This is a genomic window from Rhodanobacter sp. C05 (assembly GCF_002001165.1).
In the GTDB taxonomy this organism is placed as follows: Bacteria; Pseudomonadota; Gammaproteobacteria; order Xanthomonadales; family Rhodanobacteraceae; genus Rhodanobacter.
Genome location: NZ_MUNQ01000007.1, coordinates 1 through 20774 on the forward strand (window position 1 = coordinate 1; position 20774 = coordinate 20774).

Sequence of the window (20774 nt, forward strand, 5' to 3'; positions counted from 1 at the left end):
TGCCGGGCCGATCACATCCGGTTGCAACAGAGCATTGAAGCTCATGGTCCCACCCGTAGCCGGTGTCACTGTGATCGAGTAGGTTCCAGCGGCCAGATTCCATAGCGATGGGATGTGGCAATAAGTACCACTGCAGCTGATATTCGCTATCGAGGTTCCCGCTGCATTGGTGACCGTTACCCCCACCTGATTCTGACTGCCACCGGACACATTGATGTTCGTCAACTCCAGTTCCAAGTCCTGGCCCGCCGTGGCGGTGAATACCAATCTCTCGCTCTGCCACGGGACCGTGGTGGCCTGCGCCGCAGGAGCGCCGTTCGTTAGCGTGGCATCGGTGAGTACCGCCACCGTCAACTGGGCTCCGGCCGTATTGGGCTGGAACGTCGCCATGTAAGTACCGTCAGCGGTCAACTGCGGCAGGTGAATCGACGGTGAGCTGGTTGAGATAACGCCCTGCGCGATCACCATATTGCCCGGTGCATAGACCGTATAGGCGATGCTGGTCGCGGTTGTAGTGATAGCGCTGGCCTGCAGACTCAGCCATTGTCCTGACGTGCCATTGAACAGCACTGCACCGATCTGACCAGCGGCCCCGATGTTGAGATTGACCGCAGCCCCGTTGGCCGTGGCATAGCCACTGCTCACCAAACCCGCTGCACTAAACCCGCTGGGCAGTACCACCACGGAAGTGGGGCTCGTCGTCTGGCCGTAAGGGGTTTGGACTACCACGTAGCCACTGCTGCTTGTGTCCAGCGCAGTGAATATCAGTTGAGTATCGCTCGCGGACGACAACGCCACCTCGCGACCACCCATCTGCACGTTCGTCTGTCCCGGTAACGGATCCAGATGTGTTCCGGTAACTGTGACCGTTCCACCTTCCACCACCACGCTCGGACTGACCCCACTGATCGTGGGTGGTTCTCCGGTATCGTCGATCACGAACGGCGTGGCGCTGTCGACCGTCAGTCCGCCCACCGTGACGCCGATCAGGCCGGTACTGGCGCCGACAGGCACACTGGCCACCAGTTGCGTGGCCGTCGCCGACAGCACGGTCGCCACCGTGCCGTTGAAACTGACGCTGTCGCTGGCCAGTGTGCTGCTGAAACCCTGGCCGTAGATCGTGACCGCGGTACCGGCCGTACCGTGGGATGGTATGAAGGTGAACACGGCCAGCTGCCCCGCCGCGATCGGACCGCCGACCTGCAGCCGATTGCCCAGCGCATCGTAGGTGTACTGCGTACTGGTGCCGTTGCTCTGAGTCACGGCGACGATGCGACCATTGGCATCGCGGACATAGGTCGTGGCGTGCGCCACGCTCCCGCAGAGCAAGACACCCCACAGCAGCCAGCGGATCAAGGTGCGTCCAGTTCGGCTCGCTGCCTGGAATGCTCTCAACACGCCCACGCTCTGAGCGTGACTCCCCTGCGACTCCATACGCACATCCCCTTTTGCCGACCTCTTGATCGACCGTTCCTTACGCGCTTTCTGTCCCATCGAGACAGGGCACCCAGTAGCCCAACAACTATACGGTACGTTATCTATCCATACGCAAGTGGCATCATCCCAAGGCGTCCACAGGACCACGGTGAGTCAACGACCCGTGACGAGCCACCGCACCACCGGATTGTGACGTGCTGGCAATCCCGGTACTTTAAAAAGAGATCCACTCATCCATCGGGGAAGACCAGTGACCAAATCAGGATTCGTGGGGTGGGTGAGCGTCATGAGCATGATGATCGCCGGATGCAGTCACCCCACATCGGGTACCTCCTCAGCTATCGTTGCCCACACCACCGCGTCCGCGACGACGGGTCCGGCCAAACCCATCGCCACGGCGGACGACACCACATGGGGCAACTACCTTGCCGAACAGGGCAAGCTCCACGGCAAGGACGTCCTAGGTCATCCTTACATCTATGTGATCCCGGGTGGTGACAGCATCGCTGCCACGACACGCCGCAAGAACGAGGCACAGTCGATTCCGACGGCGATTGGCCCTATCGTGATTCCCGGATCGCTGCTGGTACTGGGTGGCCCCGACCCCCAGCAAACCAATGCGTTCGTCGTGGCGCTTCCGAAGGCGATCAAGGCCGGGGGTCTCACCGGCGTCGTGGTGTTGATCGTGAGCGACACCACGCAAAAGGACGCCATCACAAGGGCCTATGCATCGACCGGTGCCACGCTGCGCTTTGCGGTGATGTAAGGATCGCGCAAGGCCCTATCAGGACAAGGACGATGAACACGGCCACGCACTTGAAGAGGCTGCGAGTGCACAGAGCGCTCATGACCTTACTCGTGTTGACCGTCGGAGTGACAAATGGTGCATGGGGGCAGTCAACCCCTGCACCGTCCGACACGGCACTGATCGCGCTGGGCCAACAACTTTTCCAGGATCCGCGCTTGAGCGCAGACGGCACGATCCGCTGCGCGTCATGCCATAGGCCCGACAAGGCCTATGCCGATGGCCGACGCGTGGCGGTCGGTGTCTATGGGCGAGCAAGCACTCGCAACACGCCCAGCCTGGCCAGCATCGGACGATCGGGCGATACATCGTTCTTCTGGGATGGCAGGCGCCCCACGCTGGAACAGGCGGTGCTGGATCCCTTCATCAATCCCGTCGAAATGGGGTTGCGTGACGATAGGGTGCTGCTGAGCAAACTCACGGCTGACGCCGCCTATTTCACGGCATTTGCGAAGCGCTTTCCCGGTACGACGACGCCCATCACGCTGATCCACGTGGCCGCCGCCTTGTCCGCCTATATACGTTCCCTGGATCAGCGAACGAGTGCCTACGATCGCTACCGATCACAGCATGATCTATCTACCCTAAGTGCGCAGGCGCAACAGGGGCTGATCATTTTTTCGGGCAAGGGGGAATGCGCCCAGTGCCATCAGCCGAATGGCTCTCCCGTGGCACTCACCGATCACGCCTATCATCGGACCGGGGTGGGGCTGGGTGCGGTGGAACAGAATCTGCCTGCGCTGACGCAGGATGTGATTGAGCGATCCTTGCAGGGCACCGACATCGGCAATCGCGTCGCGACACATGCCGATGAATCGCAACTGGGTCGATTCAACGTGACGCGAAACCCCGCCGACATCGGCATGTTTAGGACACCGTCATTGCGTGGCGTGGCGTTGACTGCTCCGTATATGCATGACGGCAGCGTGCCGACGCTCGATGAGGCCATTGATCGAGAGGTGTATTACCGCAGCCTGCAGGCCGGTCGGCCGCTCAACCTCACCGTCCGGGAAAAGCAGGAGCTGCGCGCTTTCCTTGAGGCGCTGTAAGGGTCACATATGTGACGCATCAGCCAGTCGTTTTTGCTTTCACTACTGGATGCGCTCTTACTGCGTAACGTCCCCATGCCCACATGCTCATCGCGACGGAGGGTGACCTCGGCCTGATACAGGCCGATGATCTGCGCCCTCCATACGTCGTTGGTCGGATCGCAAAGAGGCTTGACTAAAACAAGCCACCCACCACCACCGACTCATAGTTCGTGATCATCAGCTCCCTGCTCTCGTCAGGCGTACCGCGACGGTTGGCCACGCTATATCGGATGCTCAACTCGCGCATGTGCAGTCCGTCGAATGCACGCCGGATATCCGGGTGGTCGTTGATATTCACCATCACCTTGCCCATTGCCGCCTTGGCAAACGCCGGATTCCAGGCAAAGAAAAAGGCGCCTGGGAGCGCCTGAGTCTTTGTTCGCAATGGAGGCCTAGGTCGGAATCGAACCGGCGTACGCGGCTTTGCAGGCCGCTGCATGACCACTCTGCCACCAGGCCATTGCTAGGTGCATCGCGACCGTGATGATCGCAGGTGCCTTTAAAAAACAAAACCCCGGTGGACCGAGGCTTTGCTGAAACTGGAGCGGGAAACGAGACTCGAACTCGCGACCCCGACCTTGGCAAGGTCGTGCTCTACCAACTGAGCTATTCCCGCATCGGAGCAGCGAATCATAACAGAACGATGACGCTTGTGAATAGCCGTGACCGCGTCTTGTCGGCCCATATTCACGCAATTCCACTGATCGGCCCGGTACCACGCCGAAAAGACAAAGCCCCGAACAAGTCGGGGCTTTGCAGAAAACTGGAGCGGGAAACGAGACTCGAACTCGCGACCCCGACCTTGGCAAGGTCGTGCTCTACCAACTGAGCTATTCCCGCATCGGAGCCGCGCATTCTAATACGTGAATGCGGATCGTCAAGCCCACGTCGTGTCGATCACGCATCGCTGCCCCCAGATGGTTGCTTCGGCACATCGCCAAGCAGGCTCGGCCACGCCGCACGCAGGTAGTACACGCCTGACCAGATCGTCAGGATGCCGGCGATCACCAGCAGTCCCTCGCCGATGTGGTACAGCCGCAGAGCCGTGGCTTCCTTCTCGTGCTGCACGATCAGCACAACCAGCGCCACCATCTGCATGACGGTCTTGAGCTTGCCGATGAAGGCGACCTTGATGGTTGCGCGCATGCCGACCTCGGCCATCCATTCGCGCAGTGCCGACACGCTGATCTCACGCCCGACGATCACCGCCGCAGTCACCGCCATCAGAATGCCGGACCAGCCACTGTTGGGATGCGACTGCACCAGCAGGAACAGCGTGACTGCCACCATCAGCTTGTCCGCGACCGGATCGAGGAACGCACCAAACGCCGAGGTGAGGTTCATCCGCCGAGCCAGATAACCATCCAGCCAATCGGTGGCTGCTGCCAATACAAACACGATCGCCGCCGTGATGTTGTGTCCGCGAAACGGTGCATAGAAAACCACCACCATGACCGGCAGCAGTGCGACGCGAAACAGGGTCAGCCAGGTCGGCAGGTTGATGCGCATGGTTCGTTCCGGATATTTGCCACAGTGTCGCATGCCCGTGTGGCATCAACGAGTGAAAACGGGCACGCGTGTTCAGCCATGCAGGCTGGCGTAGATGCGTTCGGCCAGGCCACGGTCGATGCCCTTGACCTGCATCAGCTCCTCGACGCCGGCACTCTCCACGCCTGCAAGGCCGCCGAAGGCCTTGAGCAGGGCCGAGCGGCGGCGTGCGCCGATGCCCTGGACGTCCTCCAGCACGCTGCGTTCGCGCGCCTTCTCGCGCCGCTTGCGATGGCCGCTGATCGCGAAGCGATGGGCCTCATCACGCACGGCAGCGACCAGATGCAATGCGGGCGATGACGAGCCTGGGTGCAGCTCGCGACCAGAGTCGGCCAGGACCAACGTTTCCTCGCCTGCGCGACGACCTGGTCCCTTTGCGACGCCAACGACTTCAATGCCAGCGACGCCGAGTTCCTTCAGCACATCCAGCGCCTGCGCCACCTGCCCGCTACCACCGTCGATCAACAGGATATCCGGGCGCACGCCCTCGCCTTCGGCGACCTTGCGAAAGCGGCGGGTGAGTGCCTGATGCATGGCGGCGTAGTCGTCGCCTGGCGTGATGCCGGCAATGTTGAAGCGCCGATAATGCGATTTCTCCGGTCCTTCCGGCCCGAACACCACGCACGAAGCGACAGTCGCCTCACCCATGGTATGGCTGATGTCGAAACACTCGATGCGGCGTGGCGATACGGCCAGCTCCAGTATTTTCTGCAAGTCGTCGAAGCGCGCACCCAGGGTCTGCCGGCTGGCCAGTCGGGCGGTCAGCGAAGCCTGCGCATTGCGTTCGGCCATCTGCAGGAATTGCGCGCGGTCGCCACGCACGCTCGATTTCAGTTCTACCGCATGACCGGATTGCTGGGCCAGCAACTCCGCCAGGATCTCCTGGTCGGCGATCGGTTCGCCGAGAATCAGTTCGCGCGGCACCGGCCGATCCAGGTAGTACTGCGCGATGAACTGGGTCAGCACATCGGACGGCTCGGCATCGAGTGGCAGACGCGGAAAGAAGTCGCGCGTGCCAAGGCTGATGCCGTTGCGAAAGAACAGCACGCTGATGCAGGCCATGCCCGACTCGATGCGGCAGGCGATCACGTCCATGTCGGCGCTCGCGCCGTGCACATGATGCTGAGCTTGCAGCTGGCGCAAAGCAGCCACCTGATCGCGCAGGGTCGCCGCACGCTCGAACTGCAGTGACTTGCTGGCACGCTCCATGGCCTCGGCCAGTTCGTCGATCACGGCGTTGCTGCGTCCCTCCAGGAACATCTCGGCATGGCGTACATCGCTGCGGTAATCCTCGACGCTGATCAGCCGCACGCATGGCGCGGTGCAGCGGCCAATCTGGTGCTGCAGGCACGGCCGCGAGCGGTTGCGGAAATAGCTGTCCTCGCACTGGCGCACCTTGAACAGCTTCTGCATCAGGCTGAGGCTTTCGCGCACCGCGTAGGTACTCGGGTACGGCCCGAAATAGCGCCCTGGAAGATTGCGTGCGCCGCGATGAAACGCCAGCCGCGGATAGTCCTCGCCACCGGACAGGTAGATATACGGGTAGCTTTTGTCGTCGCGCAGCAGGATGTTGTAGCGCGGCTTGAGCGACTTGATCAGCTGCGATTCCAGCAGCAGCGCTTCTCCCTCGGTGCGCGTCACGGTGATATCGACGCGGGCGATCTGCGCCACCATCGCGGCGATGCGCGGCTCCATCCGCGGCTTCAGGAAATAGCTGCCGACGCGCTTCTTGAGATTGCCGGCCTTGCCGACGTACAACAACTCACCGGCGGCGTCGAAATAACGATAGACGCCAGGCGAAGAGGTGAGCGTGCTGACGAAGGCCTTGCCGTCGAAAGGTGGTGGTTGTGTGGATGACATGGCGGCATTCTAGCGACTGCAGTCGATGCCACCGATATGGCGGCTCACGGATGCGTGCGCAACCACTGCTCGGCACGTTCCAGATCGGCCTCGGTATCGATGCCAGGCGGAAATGGTTCCGGCGTCAGGCGCACCGCAATCGCATGGCCGTGTTCGAGCACGCGAAGTTGTTCCAGCGACTCGGTCTGCTCCAGCGGCGTTCGCGACAGGCGGGTATAGCGATCCAGGAAGCCGGCACGGTACGCATAGATGCCGATATGCCGCAGGAACGGCGAACCGGATGGCAGCGCATGCCGGTCGGCGGCGAACGCATCGCGCGCCCATGGCAACGGTGCACGACTGAAGTACAGCGCACGCCCATTCACTCCCCGTACCAGCTTCACCACGTTCGGATCGAACAGTTCCTCGGCGTCGATGATCGGCGTCGCCAGGGTAGCCACTGGCGCATTGTCACCGGCCAGTGCCTTGGCCACGGCGCGGATGCCGGCGGCCGGCGCGAACGGCTCGTCGCCCTGCAGGTTCACCACGATGCTGTCCTCGGCCCAGCCATAGAGCGCCGCGCATTCGGCCAGCCGGTCGCTGCCCGAGGCGTGGTCGCTGCGTGTCATGCAGATATCCACGCCCTGCCCGGCCAGTGCATCCGCGATGCGCTGGTCGTCCACCGCAACCACTACCTGGCGTGCACCGGCCTGCAGCGCGCGCTGCGCCACCCGCACCACCATCGGCACGCCACCGATCTCGCGCAGCGGCTTGGCTGGCAGGCGGGTCGAGCCGTAGCGGGCAGGAATGGCAACGATGAACGGCGGCACGGCGTTGGACATGGCAAGACCTTCAACCAGACGGTAGACCTGACAACAACAATACACTTTCCCGGCTGCAGTTCAGCCGGTCACCTGCAATGCAAAGCCGCAACCGTTGGTCAACTCCAGAAAGCCGGGAAAGGAGGTGGCGACATGGCTGCAGTCGTTGATCCGTAGCGGCCCGCTCGCGACCAGTCCGGCCACGGCAAAGCTCATCGCAATGCGGTGGTCGAGGTGACTTTCCACCGTACCGGCACCGAGCGCGCCACCGTGGATGATCGCGCCATCCGGGGTTTCCTCGACCACCGCGCCGAGCGTGCGCAGACCGCTGGCCATCGTGGCGATCCGATCGGATTCCTTCACGCGCAATTCGGCAGCGCCGCGAATCACGGTGCGGCCGCTGGCCACGGTCGCGGCAATGAACAGCACGGGAAACTCGTCGATCATGTCCGGCACCAACGCTTCCGGCAGCTCGATGCCATGCAGCGGCGCATGGCGCACGACCAGATCACCGACCGGCTCGCCGCCGGCCTCGCGCTCCTGTTCGACCGTGATGTCCGCACCCATCAGGCGCAACGCCTGCAGCAGCCCGGTGCGGCGTGGATTCAGGCCGACCGCCGGCAGGCGCAGGACGGAGCCCGGCACGATGCTGGCCGCGACCAGGAAGAACGCAGCCGAGGAAAAATCGGCTGGCACGTCCACATTGGCAGCATGCAAAGCATGACCACCAGTGAGTCTGGCCTGCCCTGGTACAAACTCGATCGGCCAGCCAAACGCAGCCAGCATGCGTTCGGTGTAGTCGCGGGTCGGATGCGGCTCGATGATCTCGGTTTCGCCAGCGGCATACAGGCCGGCCAGCAGCAGTGCCGACTTCACCTGTGCGCTGGCTACCGGCAATTCGTAACGGATTCCGTGCAGTGGCTGGTCTCCATGCACGTGCAGCGGTGGCAGGCCCTCGTGCGTATCGATACGCGCACCCATCGACGTCAGCGGATCGGTCACCCGGCGCATCGGCCGCTTCGACAGCGAGGCATCGCCGATCAACGTGCTGTCGAACGCCTGCCCGGCCAGCAGGCCGGCCAGCAGGCGCATGCCGGTGCCCGCATTGCCGCAGTCCAGTGACTGTGCGGTACCACGCAGACCATGCAGGCCGACGCCATGCACCACGCGCTCGCCCGCCGACGGTGTCTCGATGCGCACACCAAGCTGTGACAGCACGGCCGCAGTGGCGCGGGTGTCCTCGCCTTCGAGAAAACCGCGAATATGCGATGTGCCTTCGGCAATCGCAGCCAGCATCAGTGCACGATGCGATACCGACTTGTCACCGGGCACGCGCACACTGCCATGCAGTGGACGACCTGGTTGACTGCTCCAGTCGAGTCGATTCAAGCGAATTTCTCCGTGCGCATCGCGCAGATCAGGGCAGTGCCACCGGGTAGGAACCCAGCACGCGTATCGTCGCCGCCGACCCGCCGATTTCCTGCACGGCCGCCTGCAGCGTGGCATCGTCGATATGGCCGGAGACGTCGATGAAGAATGCGTACTGCCACTTGCCGGTATGTGCCGGTCGCGACTCGATCCGGTTCAGGCTGACACCATGCTTGGCGAACGGGCTGAGCACGTCGTACAACGCGCCTGGCTTGTCGTTCACGGTGATCAGCAGCGAGGTACGGTCATTGCCGGACGGCGGGAACAGCGACCGGCCAATGACCAGGAAGCGCGTGGTGTTGTCGGCGCGATCCTCGATGCCCTGCGCTACGGTCTTGAGTCCGTAGACCTTGCCAGCGGTCTCGCCGGCGATCGCTGCCGAATCATCGGCATGCCGCGCCAGTCTCGCCGCCTCCGCGTTGCTGCTCACGGCGATGCATTCGACGCCCGGCAGGTTGATGCGCAGCCAGGTCTTGCACTGCTGCAGCGACTGCGCGTGTGCATAGACGCGCTTGACGTCCTCCAGCTTGCCGCCCTGCGAATGCAGGCACTGGTGCACGCGCAGCTCGACTTCGCCGCAGATGGTGGCAGCGGAGGTGAGGAACATGTCCAGGGTGACCTGGATCATGCCCTGCCCGGAGTTCTCCACCGGCACCACGCCGAAGTCGGCATGCCCGGCGGCGACTTCCTGGAATACTTCCTCGATGCTGCCCAGCGGCAGCCCGTAGGCGGCGTGGCCGAAATGCTTGCGCACGGCCTGCTCGCTGAACGTGCCTTCGGGCCCGAGGAAGCCGATCTTCAACGGGTCTTCCTGCGCCAGGCAGGAGGACATGATCTCGCGGAACAGGCGCACCATCTCGGTATCGGACAGCGGTCCGTCGTTGCGATCCACCACCATGCGCAATACGTGCGCCTCGCGCTCGGGGCGGTAATAGTCGATCGCCGAAAGCCCCGAGCCCTTCACCTTGGCCACCGTCTGCGCATGGTTGGCGCGCTCGGAAATCAGCTGCTGGATCTGCCGGTCGATGCTGTCGATGCGCTCGCGCATCTCGCTCAGCGATGTCTTTGGGTCGGTCATGCTTTAGCCGCCTGGAAGTAAAGAAGTCCAAATGATGGACAGGCATCATGCCCGAAATGCAGCCTCCATGGCCAATCAGCCATGCCTTTGTGCGAAATCCTGCATGAATGTGGTCAGCACCTGCACAGCTTCCAGCGGCACCGCGTTGTACAGCGACGCGCGCATGCCGCCCACCGCCTTGTGACCCTTCAATGCGAGCAGACCGGCAGTTTCCGACTCCTTCAGGAACACCGCATCCAGCGCACTGTCGTGCAGAGTGAACGGCACGTTCATGCGCGATCGCGCGGACAGAGCCACCGGGCTGTGGTAGTAACCGCCCGAGTTATCGATGGACTGATACAGCAGCCCGGCCTTGGCGCGGTTGCGCTCGCCGATCACGGCGACGCCACCCTGCTCCTTCAGCCACTGGAAAGTCAGTCCGGCCAGGTACCAGCCCCAGGTATTCGGCGTGTTCAGCATCGAATCGTTCGCCGCGTGCTCGGCATAGCGGAAAATCTTCGCCATCGGCCGACCCGCCCGTTGCAGCAGATCGCGCCGGATGATCATCACCACCAGCCCGGAGGGTCCGATGTTCTTCTGCGCGCCGGCATAGATCAGTCCGAAACGCGAGACATCCAGCGGCTCGGACAGGATGTTCGACGACATGTCCGCTACCAGCGGCACGGCGCCCACTTCGGGAATCTCGTGGAATTCCACGCCGTGGATCGTCTCGTTCGGCGTGTAGTGCACGTAGGCGGCTCGCGGGTCGAGCTGCCAGCCTTCGCGTGGCGGCAGCTTCAGATAGTGGTCGGCCTCACCGCTGGCGGCCACGTTCACCTGCAGGTATGGTGCCGCCTCACTGACGGCCTTCGCACTCCAGTGGCCGCTGACGATGTAGTCGGCGCAGTCGCTGGCGCCGGCCAGGTTCATCGGGATCTGCGCAAAGTGCTGGGTCGCACCGCCCTGCAGGAACAGCACCGCGTAATCGGCCGGAATCGCCAGCAGCGAGCGCAGGTCCGCTTCGGTCTGCGCGGCCATCTCGATGAAGCGCTTGCCGCGATGGGACTGCTCCATCACCGAGGCGCCACTGCCGTTCCAGTCCAGCATGTCGCGCTGAGCGCGCTCAAGTACCGCCAGTGGCAGCGCGGCCGGACCGGCGCTGAAATTCCAGACTCTGCTCACGTGTTCTTGCATCCCGTCATGGTGTTCCACGCATTATGGCGCGGCGCAGCATGGGGCGGTCAACATCGGATGTCGCGAAGGCTCGATACCGCAGCGCAAGGGAATTGGGCCGGTGATGAGATCAGCCAGTTACACTGGTGGCTCGGCCTGGCAAGCAGGCCATCAGTAGCCAGCGGGGGCGTATGACATCGGCAAGGCAGTCTCGTTTCGACGGATCGTGGCTCAGGCAGGCCATTTTCGGCACCATCCTGCTGACTGTGCTGAGCATGACTGGCTGCGCACAGCTCAATAGCCTCAAATCGAAATCCAGTGGAAACCCGGCCACGACGGGTACGACACCCCCTGCTCGGATGGAGACTGGCCGGACGCTGTCGTTCACGGCCATCGTCAACGAGCTTCAACTTGGCCGCTACAGCGATGGCGAACAGGATTTGAAGCAGTATCTGGTACAGCATCCTGGCGACCGCCCGGCGCAGGCCATGTTGCACCAGCTTACGGTCGACCCCAGGCAGGCGCTCGGCTCCCGCTCGCGCACCTATGTCGTGCAGGCTGGCGACTCTTACAGCACACTGGCTGCCCGCTATCTGGGCGACTCCGGAGCGTTCCTGATCCTGGCGCGCTATAACGGATCGACCAACCCTTCCGTGTTGCGCACGGGCGAAACAGTGCATCTGCCGGCGTCCAGTCCCGGCGCATCGTCGGCGACGGGCACCGCATTGCCCAGAAGCGGCGCCACTGATCCGGATGTCTCCGCCGGCGATGCGCTGACGGCGCTCGATGGCGAGTCATCCGCCAGCGAATTGCCAGCAGCAAAGGCACAGCGACTGCAGCGGGAAAGCCTGTCCCTGCTCGATCAGGGGCAGAACGATCAGGCGATGGCGCGCCTCGGCGAAGCCTTGTCCATCGATCCCGGGATGAAGCCGGCAGGGCCGCAGGCCGCTGCCCTGCGCGAACAACTGCTGTCCTCTTACCACGAGCGCGCGATCGTGCTGTACCGCAACCAGCAGCTGGACGAGGCGATCTCGCTATGGGACCGCATACTGGCCATCAACCCGAATTACGAGCCGGCGGTTATCTATCGGGCACGCGCACTCGAGCTCAAGCATCGACTGAAACAGATCTGAACTCTGCGGTGCACCCAACCTGGTCTGGCACTTCGCAAGCAGCAAGGAAAATTGCTCAGGTTGCCTCTTCATCAGCAGCTGGTGGCGTGATGATTTGCGTCGGTTGTGCGACGTCATCCGCCGCGGCATGACGGGGTGGCTGTTCCGTCAGAGGCTGTTGTGCCTGCAGTGCGCCGCTCATCAGATTGAACGCAGTGAACAAACGACCCAACTCATCCCTGCGCTCGAGACGGATGCGGTAGTGAAAATCTCCCCGGGCAACCCGGAGCAAGGCATCCCCGAGCATCTCCAGCAAGGCCAATGGCCGCCTGAACAGCCAATAGGCGGCGCCGACCAGGGCAGTCAGGGTCAGCACGAGAACGGCAACGATGACGCCCAAGGTCGTTTTCTGGGCAATCCGCAGCGGCTCATTGCTGACGCCCAGGCGTAGCTCACCTACGGTCTTTGTCTGGTAACTGACAGGAACATCGAACAGCAGCATCTCGTCACGATGCGTACCGTCCACGATCTCACCGCGATAACTTTCGATGCCATCCGATGGCGACAGGTTTTTCTGCTCGCCCGGGATGGACAGTTTCTGCCCGATTTCCGCTTGCTGCGTGCTGGCGATGATGTCGCCATATCGATCGGCAATCGCGAGATAGCGAATCTGCCGGTTGCGGGCGACATCTTCAACCAGCGCGCGGGTCGCTGCGTGATCGCCCAGCAACAGGTTCTCCGCCGATTCGCCGGCGACCATGCGTCCCAGGGAGCTGCCGAAATCCAGGGCCAGACCGGTGATGGCCGTGTTCTGCTTGGCATAGATCGCTGCCAGGCCCAGCAGCAGGACCAGACACAGCGTGGCTCCCAGTGCACCTGCCCAGCGCAGCCGCAACGAGATGATGCGATTGGTCAGGGGGTTTTCGTGCAACCGCTCATATTCGCGGCTGGCCAGGTGCAGATCGTCGATGACTTCGGTGCCGCGCTGGTAGCGGGCTTGGGCAGTGGGCGCCAGCAAGGTGTGCACGACGTCGATCAACATCGCCGGCGTGGCAGGATCAAGTGGTTCGACCGCCGGACGTGGCGAGCGTTGCCGCTCCCTGATCAGGTGCCGCATATCTCCGGTTTCCGACCAGGGCAATTTGCCGGTGACCAGCCAGTACAGCACCACGCCCAGCGAAAACAGGTCGCTTCGCGCATCGGCTGGCTCGCCACGCAGACGCTCCGGAGCCATATAGGCTGGTGTTCCGCCAATCTCGGTGTGCTCCCCTCCTGCGGCATCGTGCATCCCGGCGCGGTCGGCAATGCCGAAATCGCTGATCTTGGCGTAATGCCAGCCCTCAGCCAGCATGATGTTTTCCGGCTTGATGTCGTGATGGATGACACCTTGGGCGTGGGCATAATCGAGTGCGGCAGCAACCTGGGCAGCCAGCTCGATGATCACTGGCAGCGGCGGCAGTCCCTCGCTTGCAACCCGGCTGGCAAGCGTCTCGCCTGAGAGACGCTCCATGGCGATGTATGAGCGGCCGTCGTCAGTCTCGCCCGCGTCGAAGATCGTGACGATGTGGGGATGGGTCAGGTTGCCTGCCGCGCGAGCCTCGGTGAGGAACCGCTGCCTGTAACCGGGATCGGATGCCACCTCCCGATGAAGACACTTGATGGCCACCTGTCGCTCGATACCAGGGTCGAAACCGGCATACACGACCGCCATCGCTCCTTCGCCGAGAATTCCCTCGATGCGATAGCGACCAAGACTTGAAGGCCACGCACGCTCACTCATCGAGATGGCATCAGAAAAGCCACCAGGCCAATGCACCCAGGCAGATCAGCACGATCACCCCGAGCATCGCCAGGCGACCCAGGTGCCGGGAGCCGGGTGAGCCGCGATCACGGGTCAGAAACACCAGCTCGACTTGCCCAAGGCGAATGCGATCGCCGTGCTTGAGGGTTGCCTGGTGTACCCGCTTGTCATTCACGAACGTACCGTTGGTGGACAGCGTGTTCATGATGACGCAGCGCCCTTGCTGATTCATGATCCATGCGTGCGAAGAAGAGACGCTCGGGCCACTGACAACAATGTCGTTGCTGGCGAGCCTGCCGATCGTCTGGCGACCTGGATGAACGGAAAATCGTCGCCCTCCAAGTTCCGGACTGATGCTCTCCAGAACCGGCTTGTGCACACTGGCCCGCGCCTCGGAAGCCTGGCCCGCCTCGGACGCAAGTCGACGCAGATCCTCCTGAGCGAAGAATCGCGTTCCCTGTGGGCCGGACGAAGGCTTTCCGGAGGTAGCAGGCGAAAGGGGGCGCGGGTTATCCATGGAGCGCTTCAGGCATCGGATCTGCTGGCATTGTAGCTGACCGCATGGCGGTTTCCGGCCGTGCATCACGAATCCGGACGACTGTTCCGATCGCTGGAATCAGTCCTGCTGCTGACGAACTCAAAAACGTATCAGCAGCACCAACGCGATACCCAGCGCCAGCACGGCGGCGGTGACGATCAGCCACCACACCTCGCCGGTCGGGCCGGCGGCTTCCTCCGGCAGATGCTCCGGCGGTGGCTCGGGCATCACGATCTCAGGTTCCGGCTCCATCCCCGGTCCCTCAACCACGAAGCGGTGCATGGCCAGGCCGATCTGATCGCCCGGCTGCAACGCCAGTTTCTCCGCATTGACACCATTGACCCGCAATGGGTGACGCGTGGATGACTGCGTGGTTTCCAGCAACAGCTGGCCGTCATGCCAGGAAATGCGCAATGCAGCGATATCGCCTTGCGGCAGCTCCAAGGGACAACGCCCCTGCGGCCCCAGCTCCAGACTGTCCTGCAATGGCAGCACGCGGCCGGACAGCGGACCGGCCACGGCGCGCAACGCTACCGTGCAACGGCCCTGTTCCGACACGCTGAACGGCGCTCGCAATGCCGGATCCTGATCGTCCCGCAGCAACATGCGGCAGTCACCCACGCTGACCACGTCGCCGGGACGCAGCAGCGCACGCTCACGCACCGGCCGGGCGTTGACGTAGATGCGGTCCGCTGACGGCAAGACCTGCAGCACCCAACCGCGGCGGTCCTGCTGGATCCGCAGATGCTGGGGCGCGGCCTGACTGCTGGCCAGCACGAGGTCATTGTCGGGCGCACTGCCGATGCGCAGCTGCGCCTGCGCCCAGTGGAAATCCTCACGGGCCGCATTGGGGAATTCGATACGCATGGATCAACCGCCGGAAAGACCGCGAAACTCTAGCATGCAGGCGCATGGCATTAAGATGTGGCGTTTATCCGGAGCCCGTCATGCCAAAAATCGATATCCGTCGCCCGCACCAGTTGTCGATCGCCGAGGCCCGTGCCGTGGTCGATCAGGTAGCCGCGAGGATGCATGAGAAGCTCGGCATCGATGGACAGTGGCAGGGAGACACCCTGCGTTTCTCGCGCCCCGGCGTCAGCGGCACGATCGCCGTCAGCAGCGATGCCATCCAGGTCAATGCCGAGCTGGGCCTGATGCTGTCGCCGCTGAAAGGCATGGTCGAGCAGGAAATCCGGCGCAAGCTGGACGAACATTTCGCCTGACCCGCTTCGAGATGTACCGAATGGGTCGACGTCTCCTTGATGATTCTTTAACCACGCCCCCAATCCGTGGCATAATCGACGGCTTACGCAGCCATGACGGCTGTGCGTGAACCCCGGAACACATGGCCAAAGACGACGTCATCGAAATGGAAGGCACGGTCCAGGAGACCTTGCCCAACACCATGTTTCGTGTGCAACTGGAGAACGGGCACGTGATCATCGCCCACATCTCCGGCCGCATGCGCAAGCACTACATCCGCATCCTCACCGGCGACAAGGTCAAGATCGAAATGACCCCGTACGACCTGAGCAAGGGTCGTATTACTTACCGAATGAAGTAAGTCAGCGCCGACTATTGCGCCAGCGCGCAGTGGCAAAAGATCCAAATAGGCGCGATTCGATGCGGTGGTGAGTGATGAAACGAAAGGCGGCGCAGATGCGCCGCCTTTGCTTTGCCCGCCGGTTACCGAAGTGATCAGCCCGGCTCGACCACCGCCGGCAGCTTTTCGACCGCTTCGCAGTCCACCCGCAGCTCGCCATCGCGCACACTCAGGTGCACCTTGCCGCCCTCGGCCAGCTTGCCGAACAGCAGCTCGTCGGCCAGCGCGCGTTTCACCTTTTCCTGGATCACCCGCGACATCGGCCGCGCACCCATCTGCGGATCGAAGCCGTGCTCGGCCAGCCAGCGGCGGGCCTCGGCGTCCACGTCCAGGCTCACCTGCTTCTCGGTCAACTGGCTTTCCAGCTCGATCAGGAACTTGTCGACCACCCGCAGGATGTGCTCGAAATCGAGCGCACTGAACTGGATGATCGCGTCCAGCCGGTTGCGGAACTCCGGCGTGAAGATGCGGCGGATCACTTCCATCGCATCCGACTCGTGCTTCTGCTCGACGAAGCCCATGCTGCGCCGTGAAGCCAGCGCCGCGCCCGCGTTGGTGGTCATAACCACCACCACATTCTTGAAGTTCGCCTCGCGGCCGTTGGTGTCGGTCAGCACGCCACGATCCATCACCTGCAGCAGGATGTTGAACACATCCGGATGCGCCTTCTCGATCTCGTCCAGCAGCAGCACCGCGTGCGGATGCTTGGTCACCGCTTCGGTCAGCAGGCCGCCCTGGTCGAAACCGACGTAACCCGGAGGTGCGCCGACCAGCCGCGACACCGAGTGGCCTTCCATGTATTCGGACATGTCGAAACGGATCATCTCGATGCCCAGCTGCATCGCCAGCTGCTTGGTTACCTCGGTCTTGCCAACACCTGTCGGCCCGGCCAGCAGGAAGCAGCCGATCGGCTTGGACGGATCGGCCAGCCCCGAACGGGCCATCTTGATCGACGCGGCCAGCGCCTCGATCGCCGGATCCTGGCCGAACACCACCATCTTGAGGTTGCGTTCCAGATTGCGCAGCACGTCGCGATCCGAGGCCGACACCTGCTTGGCCGGGATCCGCGCCATCTTGGCGATGATGTACTCGACCTCGCTCACATCGACCTTGCCGGTGCGCTGATCCAGCGGCAGCAGCCGCTGGCGCGCGCCCGCCTCGTCGATCACGTCGATCGCCTTGTCCGGCAGCAGGCGGTCGGGAATGTGCTTCACCGACAGGTCCACCGCGGCCTTCAGCGCCTCGTTGGTATAAGCGACGTGGTGATGCTCCTCGAAACGCGAGCGCAGACCCTTGAGGATCTCGATGCTGTCGGCCACGGTCGGCTCGACCACGTCGATCTTCTGGAAACGGCGGGCCAGCGCGCGGTCCTTCTCGAACACGCCGCGGTATTCCTGGAACGTGGTCGAACCGATGCAGCGCAGTTCGCCCGAAGCCAGCATCGGTTTGATCAGGTTGCTGGCGTCCATGGTGCCACCCGACGCCGAACCGGCACCGATGATGGTATGGATCTCGTCGATGAACAGGATCGAGCCCGGCTGCTTTTTCAGCTGGGCGATCACGCCCTTCAGGCGCTTCTCGAAATCGCCGCGGTACTTGGTACCGGCAACCAGCGCACCGAGATCCAGCGACCAGATCGTGGCGCTTTCCAGCACCTCCGGCACCTCGCCGTCGACGATGCGCTTGGCCAGACCTTCGGCCAGCGCGGTCTTGCCCACGCCGGCTTCGCCGACATACAGCGGGTTGTTCTTGCGCCGGCGGCACAGCACCTGGATCGTGCGTTCGATCTCGTCGGTGCGCCCGATCAGCGGATCGATCTTGCCTTCCAGCGCCAGCTCGTTGAGATTGCTGGCGAACTCATGCAGCGGATTGCCCTTCGGCTCGCCGCCCTCCTCGCCTTCGCGCTCGCTGCCGCCGGACACGCCGGCCGCCGGCTCGTCGCCGATCTTGGCGATGCCGTGCGAGATGTAATTGACCACGTCGAGCCGGGTGATTTCCTGCTGGTGCATGAAATACACCGCGTGCGAATCCTTCTCGCCGAAGATCGCCACCAGCACGTTCGCGCCGGTGACCTCTTTCCGCCCCGAGGACTGCACGTGATACACCGCGCGCTGCAGCACGCGCTGGAAGCCCAGCGTGGGTTGCGTATCGCGCTCGTCCCCGTGCGGAAGCACCGGCACGGTCTCGGCGATGATGCGTTCGAGTTCGGTCGACAGCCGTGGCAGGTCCACGCCGCAGGCGCGCAGGGCACCCACCGCCGACTGGTTTTCGGTCAGCGCCAGCAACAGGTGCTCCACCGTCATGAACTCATGGCGTTGTTCGCGGGCCTGCTTGTAGCAATGGCCGATGGTGACTTCCAGATCCTTGCTGAACATTCGGATCGTCTCCGCTTGCAAATGTTGAGCGGCCTTCAGCGCCGCGATGAGCACGAAATGGGGTCGCTCAGAGCTTTTCCATAGTGCACAACAATGGGTGCTGATGGGAGCGTGAATATTCGTTCACATGGGTCACCTTGGTCTCGGCCACCTCCCGGGTAAACACGCCGCACACGCCCCGGCCACGGGTATGCACGTGCAACATCACCTGTACCGCCTGCTCCTGGTCCAGGTTGAAAAAGCTGCGCAACACCTCAACCACAAAATCCATCGGAGTGAAGTCGTCGTTCAGCAGCAGCACCTGAAATAGCGGTGGTCGCGCCACTTCAGGCTTGGCAGTTTCCAGCGCCAGTCCGCGGCCGCTGTCGTGCTCATGTTCGGGTTCGTGGGCCATGGTTTCCGGGGTATTCGGTTTCTGGTTCGAAGTATACGCCGCAGCGGACAAGTGGCTGCAGCAGTGCATCGGCAGAGGTAATGGCACAATGGCCGCTTTTCCAGTGCCTTGCCGTATCCATGACCGATTCCGTTTCCCCTGCCGAAGTCTGGCGCCCGCGCGTCACCGTGGCCTGCGTGGTAGCCGACGGTGACCGCTACCTGATGGTCGAGGAAGAAGTAAAGGGTCGGCTCGCGTACAACCAGCCGGCTGGCCACCTCGACGAAGGCGAAAGCCTCGCCGCCGCCGCCCTGCGCGAGACGCTGGAGGAAACCGGCTGGGCCGTGGAGCTGCAGCACCTGATCGGCGTGCACCAGTGGCGCAGTACCGAGCATGGCGATGCGGTCGTGCGCTTCAGCTTCGCCGCCCGCGCGCTCAGCCACGATCCGGATCGCCCGCTGGATACCGACATCCGCCGCGCGCTCTGGCTCACCCGCACCGAGATCGCTGCGCTGGGTGATCGCCTGCGCAGCCCGATGGTGCTGCTGAGCATCGACGCCTGGCTGGCCGGTCAGCGACTGCCGCTGGACACACTGAGCTGGCTGCCGGAAGGTAACCCGACGTGAAGGTAATGCTGGGCGTCTCCGGCGGCGTCGACTCCTCGGTCGCTGCGTTGTTGCTGCAACAGGCCGGCTACGCGGTCGAAGGCCTGTTCATGCAGAACTGGGAAGAGGACGACCGTGCAGGCCCGTGCACCGCCGACGCCGATCGCAAGGATGCTGTGGCCGTGTGCGGCCGACTCGGCATCCCGTTCCATGCCCGCAACTTCGCTGCTGCCTACTGGGACGGCGTGTTCGAACATTTCCTGGCCGAGTACCGCGCCGGGCGCACGCCGAATCCCGACGTGCTGTGCAACAGCGAGATCAAGTTCAAGACCTTCCTGGACGAAGCCCATGCACTGGGCGCCGACAAGATCGCCACCGGCCACTATGCCCGCGTGGATTGTCACGAAGGTCGTTATCGCCTGTTGCGCGCGGTCGATGCGGCGAAGGACCAGAGTTATTTTCTGCATGCGCTGGGTCAGCAGCAACTGGCGGCCACGCTGTTCCCGCTGGGGGAGATCGAAAAGCCCCGCGTACGTGAGCTGGCCCGCGAGGCGGCGCTGCCCACCCACGCGAAAAAGGATTCCACCGGCATCTGCTTCATCGGCGAGCGCGATTTCCGCAGCTTCCTCGCCCAATACATCCCGGCCCGTGCCGGCGAGATGCGCACGCCCGACGGAGAACTGATCGGCGAGCACCAGGGCGTGATGTATTACACCCTGGGGCAACGCAACGGCCTGGGCATCGGCGGCCGCCACGGTGCCGGCAGCGAGGCGTGGTACGTGGTCGGCAAAGATGTGCCGGCGAACGTACTGTACGTGGCCCAGGGCGGCGAGAACCGCTGGTTGTACTCGAAGCGGCTGCAAACGGAAGCACCGAGCTGGGTTGCTGGTAGCGCGCCGGCGGCACAATTTCGCTGCACCGCCAAGACCCGCTACCGTCAGCCCGACCAGGCCTGCAGCGTCGTTGTGCTGCACGAGGGGCTGGAAGTCCGCTTCGACGAACCGCAGCGCGCTGTCACCCCGGGACAATCCGTGGTCTTCTACGGTGGTGAGGTCTGTCTCGGTGGCGCCGTGGTCGCCGCCACCGATGCACCTTACGGCGGCTTGTTGCCGGCCTTCACTCTCCCCACCTCATTCACCGCAAGAGAACCGCAATCCCGTGCTTGAAA

At 63.2% G+C, this 20774-nt stretch carries 20 protein-coding genes and 3 tRNA genes; 7 read left to right on the top strand and 16 right to left on the bottom strand.

Features of this window, described 5'->3' with window-relative positions:
- Positions 1-1356: IPT/TIG domain-containing protein (locus B0E51_RS04560; RefSeq protein ID WP_217333063.1), on the bottom strand; the 1356-nt coding region annotated here is incomplete at its 3' end.
- A gap of 367 nt (positions 1357-1723) precedes the next feature.
- Here B0E51_RS04560 and B0E51_RS04565 point away from each other — a divergent pair.
- Entirely contained in the window at positions 1724-2203 is a 480-nt protein-coding gene (locus B0E51_RS04565; RefSeq protein WP_077443681.1) for a hypothetical protein, read from the top strand.
- A 32-nt stretch (positions 2204-2235) separates the two neighbouring features.
- Positions 2236-3291, top strand: coding sequence for a cytochrome c peroxidase (locus tag B0E51_RS04570; protein ID WP_217333064.1), 1056 nt, complete (start codon positions 2236-2238; stop codon positions 3289-3291).
- A 175-nt stretch (positions 3292-3466) separates the two neighbouring features.
- Here the strand turns inward: B0E51_RS04570 and B0E51_RS04575 are convergent, their stop codons facing one another.
- The 10 genes from B0E51_RS04575 to serC form a co-directional block, all read right to left on the bottom strand.
- Entirely contained in the window at positions 3467-3718 is a 252-nt protein-coding gene (locus B0E51_RS04575; protein ID WP_217333065.1) for a hypothetical protein, read from the bottom strand.
- Positions 3719-3792 (bottom strand) — tRNA-Cys (locus B0E51_RS04580).
- Between the two features lie 81 nt (positions 3793-3873).
- A tRNA-Gly gene (locus B0E51_RS04585) sits at positions 3874-3949 on the bottom strand.
- A gap of 148 nt (positions 3950-4097) precedes the next feature.
- Positions 4098-4173, bottom strand: a tRNA-Gly gene (locus B0E51_RS04590).
- Between the two features lie 57 nt (positions 4174-4230).
- On the bottom strand, positions 4231-4842 hold the full coding sequence (pgsA, locus tag B0E51_RS04595; protein ID WP_077443684.1) for a CDP-diacylglycerol--glycerol-3-phosphate 3-phosphatidyltransferase: 612 nt from the start codon (positions 4840-4842) through the stop codon (positions 4231-4233).
- 72 nt (positions 4843-4914) lie between these two features.
- A complete protein-coding gene (gene uvrC, locus B0E51_RS04600) occupies positions 4915-6741 on the bottom strand; it encodes an excinuclease ABC subunit UvrC (protein WP_077443685.1) in 1827 nt (608 codons plus the stop codon).
- A gap of 44 nt (positions 6742-6785) precedes the next feature.
- On the bottom strand, positions 6786-7562 hold the full coding sequence (gene kdsB, locus B0E51_RS04605; RefSeq protein ID WP_077443686.1) for a 3-deoxy-manno-octulosonate cytidylyltransferase: 777 nt from the start codon (positions 7560-7562) through the stop codon (positions 6786-6788).
- A gap of 60 nt (positions 7563-7622) precedes the next feature.
- A complete protein-coding gene (gene aroA / locus B0E51_RS04610) occupies positions 7623-8930 on the bottom strand; it encodes a 3-phosphoshikimate 1-carboxyvinyltransferase (protein ID WP_077443687.1) in 1308 nt (435 codons plus the stop codon).
- Between the two features lie 28 nt (positions 8931-8958).
- Complete coding sequence (gene pheA / locus B0E51_RS04615; protein WP_077443688.1) at positions 8959-10047, bottom strand: prephenate dehydratase; 1089 nt, start codon at positions 10045-10047, stop codon at positions 8959-8961.
- Between the two features lie 75 nt (positions 10048-10122).
- Positions 10123-11208: a 3-phosphoserine/phosphohydroxythreonine transaminase gene (gene serC / locus B0E51_RS04620; RefSeq protein WP_077443942.1), complete on the bottom strand. Its 1086-nt coding sequence runs from the start codon at positions 11206-11208 to the stop codon at positions 10123-10125.
- Positions 11209-11474: 266 nt separating this feature from the next.
- On the opposite strand from serC, the gene B0E51_RS04625 reads away from it, so the two are divergent.
- Positions 11475-12332: a tetratricopeptide repeat protein gene (locus tag B0E51_RS04625; protein ID WP_254424413.1), complete on the top strand. Its 858-nt coding sequence runs from the start codon at positions 11475-11477 to the stop codon at positions 12330-12332.
- 55 nt (positions 12333-12387) lie between these two features.
- Here B0E51_RS04625 and B0E51_RS04630 read toward each other — a convergent pair whose 3' ends face one another.
- From B0E51_RS04630 to B0E51_RS04640, 3 genes are all read right to left on the bottom strand, one after another.
- Positions 12388-14091, bottom strand: coding sequence for a protein kinase (locus B0E51_RS04630; RefSeq protein WP_077443689.1), 1704 nt, complete (start codon positions 14089-14091; stop codon positions 12388-12390).
- Positions 14092-14101: 10 nt separating this feature from the next.
- Positions 14102-14629 (bottom strand): FHA domain-containing protein, encoded by a 528-nt coding sequence (locus B0E51_RS04635; RefSeq protein ID WP_077443690.1) that lies wholly within the window; start codon positions 14627-14629, stop codon positions 14102-14104.
- Positions 14630-14749: 120 nt separating this feature from the next.
- Positions 14750-15517, bottom strand: coding sequence for an FHA domain-containing protein (locus B0E51_RS04640; protein ID WP_077443691.1), 768 nt, complete (start codon positions 15515-15517; stop codon positions 14750-14752).
- 80 nt (positions 15518-15597) lie between these two features.
- Between B0E51_RS04640 and B0E51_RS04645 the strand changes: the two genes are divergently transcribed.
- The gene (locus tag B0E51_RS04645; protein WP_077443692.1) at positions 15598-15873 is read left to right on the top strand and encodes a polyhydroxyalkanoic acid system family protein; all 276 of its coding nucleotides are present in this window, start codon (positions 15598-15600) and stop codon (positions 15871-15873) included.
- A 122-nt stretch (positions 15874-15995) separates the two neighbouring features.
- Positions 15996-16214 (top strand): translation initiation factor IF-1, encoded by a 219-nt coding sequence (gene infA, locus B0E51_RS04650; protein WP_007508585.1) that lies wholly within the window; start codon positions 15996-15998, stop codon positions 16212-16214.
- A gap of 134 nt (positions 16215-16348) precedes the next feature.
- Here the strand turns inward: infA and clpA are convergent, their stop codons facing one another.
- Entirely contained in the window at positions 16349-18628 is a 2280-nt protein-coding gene (gene clpA / locus B0E51_RS04655) for an ATP-dependent Clp protease ATP-binding subunit ClpA (RefSeq protein WP_077443693.1), read from the bottom strand.
- Between the two features lie 67 nt (positions 18629-18695).
- Entirely contained in the window at positions 18696-19022 is a 327-nt protein-coding gene (clpS, locus tag B0E51_RS04660; protein WP_007808959.1) for an ATP-dependent Clp protease adapter ClpS, read from the bottom strand.
- A 119-nt stretch (positions 19023-19141) separates the two neighbouring features.
- Here clpS and B0E51_RS04665 point away from each other — a divergent pair, with 119 nt between their 5' ends.
- Both B0E51_RS04665 and mnmA read left to right on the top strand, forming a co-directional pair.
- A complete protein-coding gene (locus B0E51_RS04665; protein ID WP_077443695.1) occupies positions 19142-19627 on the top strand; it encodes an NUDIX hydrolase in 486 nt (161 codons plus the stop codon).
- Complete coding sequence (gene mnmA / locus B0E51_RS04670) at positions 19624-20772, top strand: tRNA 2-thiouridine(34) synthase MnmA (RefSeq protein WP_077443696.1); 1149 nt, start codon at positions 19624-19626, stop codon at positions 20770-20772. Before B0E51_RS04665 ends, mnmA begins: the two co-directional genes overlap by 4 nt.
- Positions 20773-20774 lie beyond the last annotated feature (2 nt).

What these genes read in the sequence shown, in the direction of transcription:
- B0E51_RS04665 (WP_077443695.1), top strand. Translation starts at nt 19,142, where the DNA reads ATGACCGATTCCGTTTCCCCTGCCGAAGTCTGGCGCCCGCGCGTCACC.
- pheA (WP_077443688.1), bottom strand. Translation starts at nt 10,047, where the DNA reads ATGACCGACCCAAAGACATCGCTGAGCGAGATGCGCGAGCGCATCGAC.
- B0E51_RS04630 (WP_077443689.1), bottom strand. Translation starts at nt 14,091, where the DNA reads ATGAGTGAGCGTGCGTGGCCTTCAAGTCTTGGTCGCTATCGCATCGAG.
- B0E51_RS04640 (WP_077443691.1), bottom strand. Translation starts at nt 15,517, where the DNA reads ATGCGTATCGAATTCCCCAATGCGGCCCGTGAGGATTTCCACTGGGCG.
- infA (WP_007508585.1), top strand. Translation starts at nt 15,996, where the DNA reads ATGGCCAAAGACGACGTCATCGAAATGGAAGGCACGGTCCAGGAGACC.
- clpA (WP_077443693.1), bottom strand. Translation starts at nt 18,628, where the DNA reads ATGTTCAGCAAGGATCTGGAAGTCACCATCGGCCATTGCTACAAGCAG.
- B0E51_RS04645 (WP_077443692.1), top strand. Translation starts at nt 15,598, where the DNA reads ATGCCAAAAATCGATATCCGTCGCCCGCACCAGTTGTCGATCGCCGAG.
- kdsB (WP_077443686.1), bottom strand. Translation starts at nt 7,562, where the DNA reads ATGTCCAACGCCGTGCCGCCGTTCATCGTTGCCATTCCTGCCCGCTAC.
- clpS (WP_007808959.1), bottom strand. Translation starts at nt 19,022, where the DNA reads ATGGCCCACGAACCCGAACATGAGCACGACAGCGGCCGCGGACTGGCG.
- B0E51_RS04565 (WP_077443681.1), top strand. Translation starts at nt 1,724, where the DNA reads ATGAGCATGATGATCGCCGGATGCAGTCACCCCACATCGGGTACCTCC.
- pgsA (WP_077443684.1), bottom strand. Translation starts at nt 4,842, where the DNA reads ATGCGCATCAACCTGCCGACCTGGCTGACCCTGTTTCGCGTCGCACTG.
- B0E51_RS04635 (WP_077443690.1), bottom strand. Translation starts at nt 14,629, where the DNA reads ATGGATAACCCGCGCCCCCTTTCGCCTGCTACCTCCGGAAAGCCTTCG.
- B0E51_RS04625 (WP_254424413.1), top strand. Translation starts at nt 11,475, where the DNA reads ATGACTGGCTGCGCACAGCTCAATAGCCTCAAATCGAAATCCAGTGGA.
- uvrC (WP_077443685.1), bottom strand. Translation starts at nt 6,741, where the DNA reads ATGTCATCCACACAACCACCACCTTTCGACGGCAAGGCCTTCGTCAGC.
- B0E51_RS04570 (WP_217333064.1), top strand. Translation starts at nt 2,236, where the DNA reads ATGAACACGGCCACGCACTTGAAGAGGCTGCGAGTGCACAGAGCGCTC.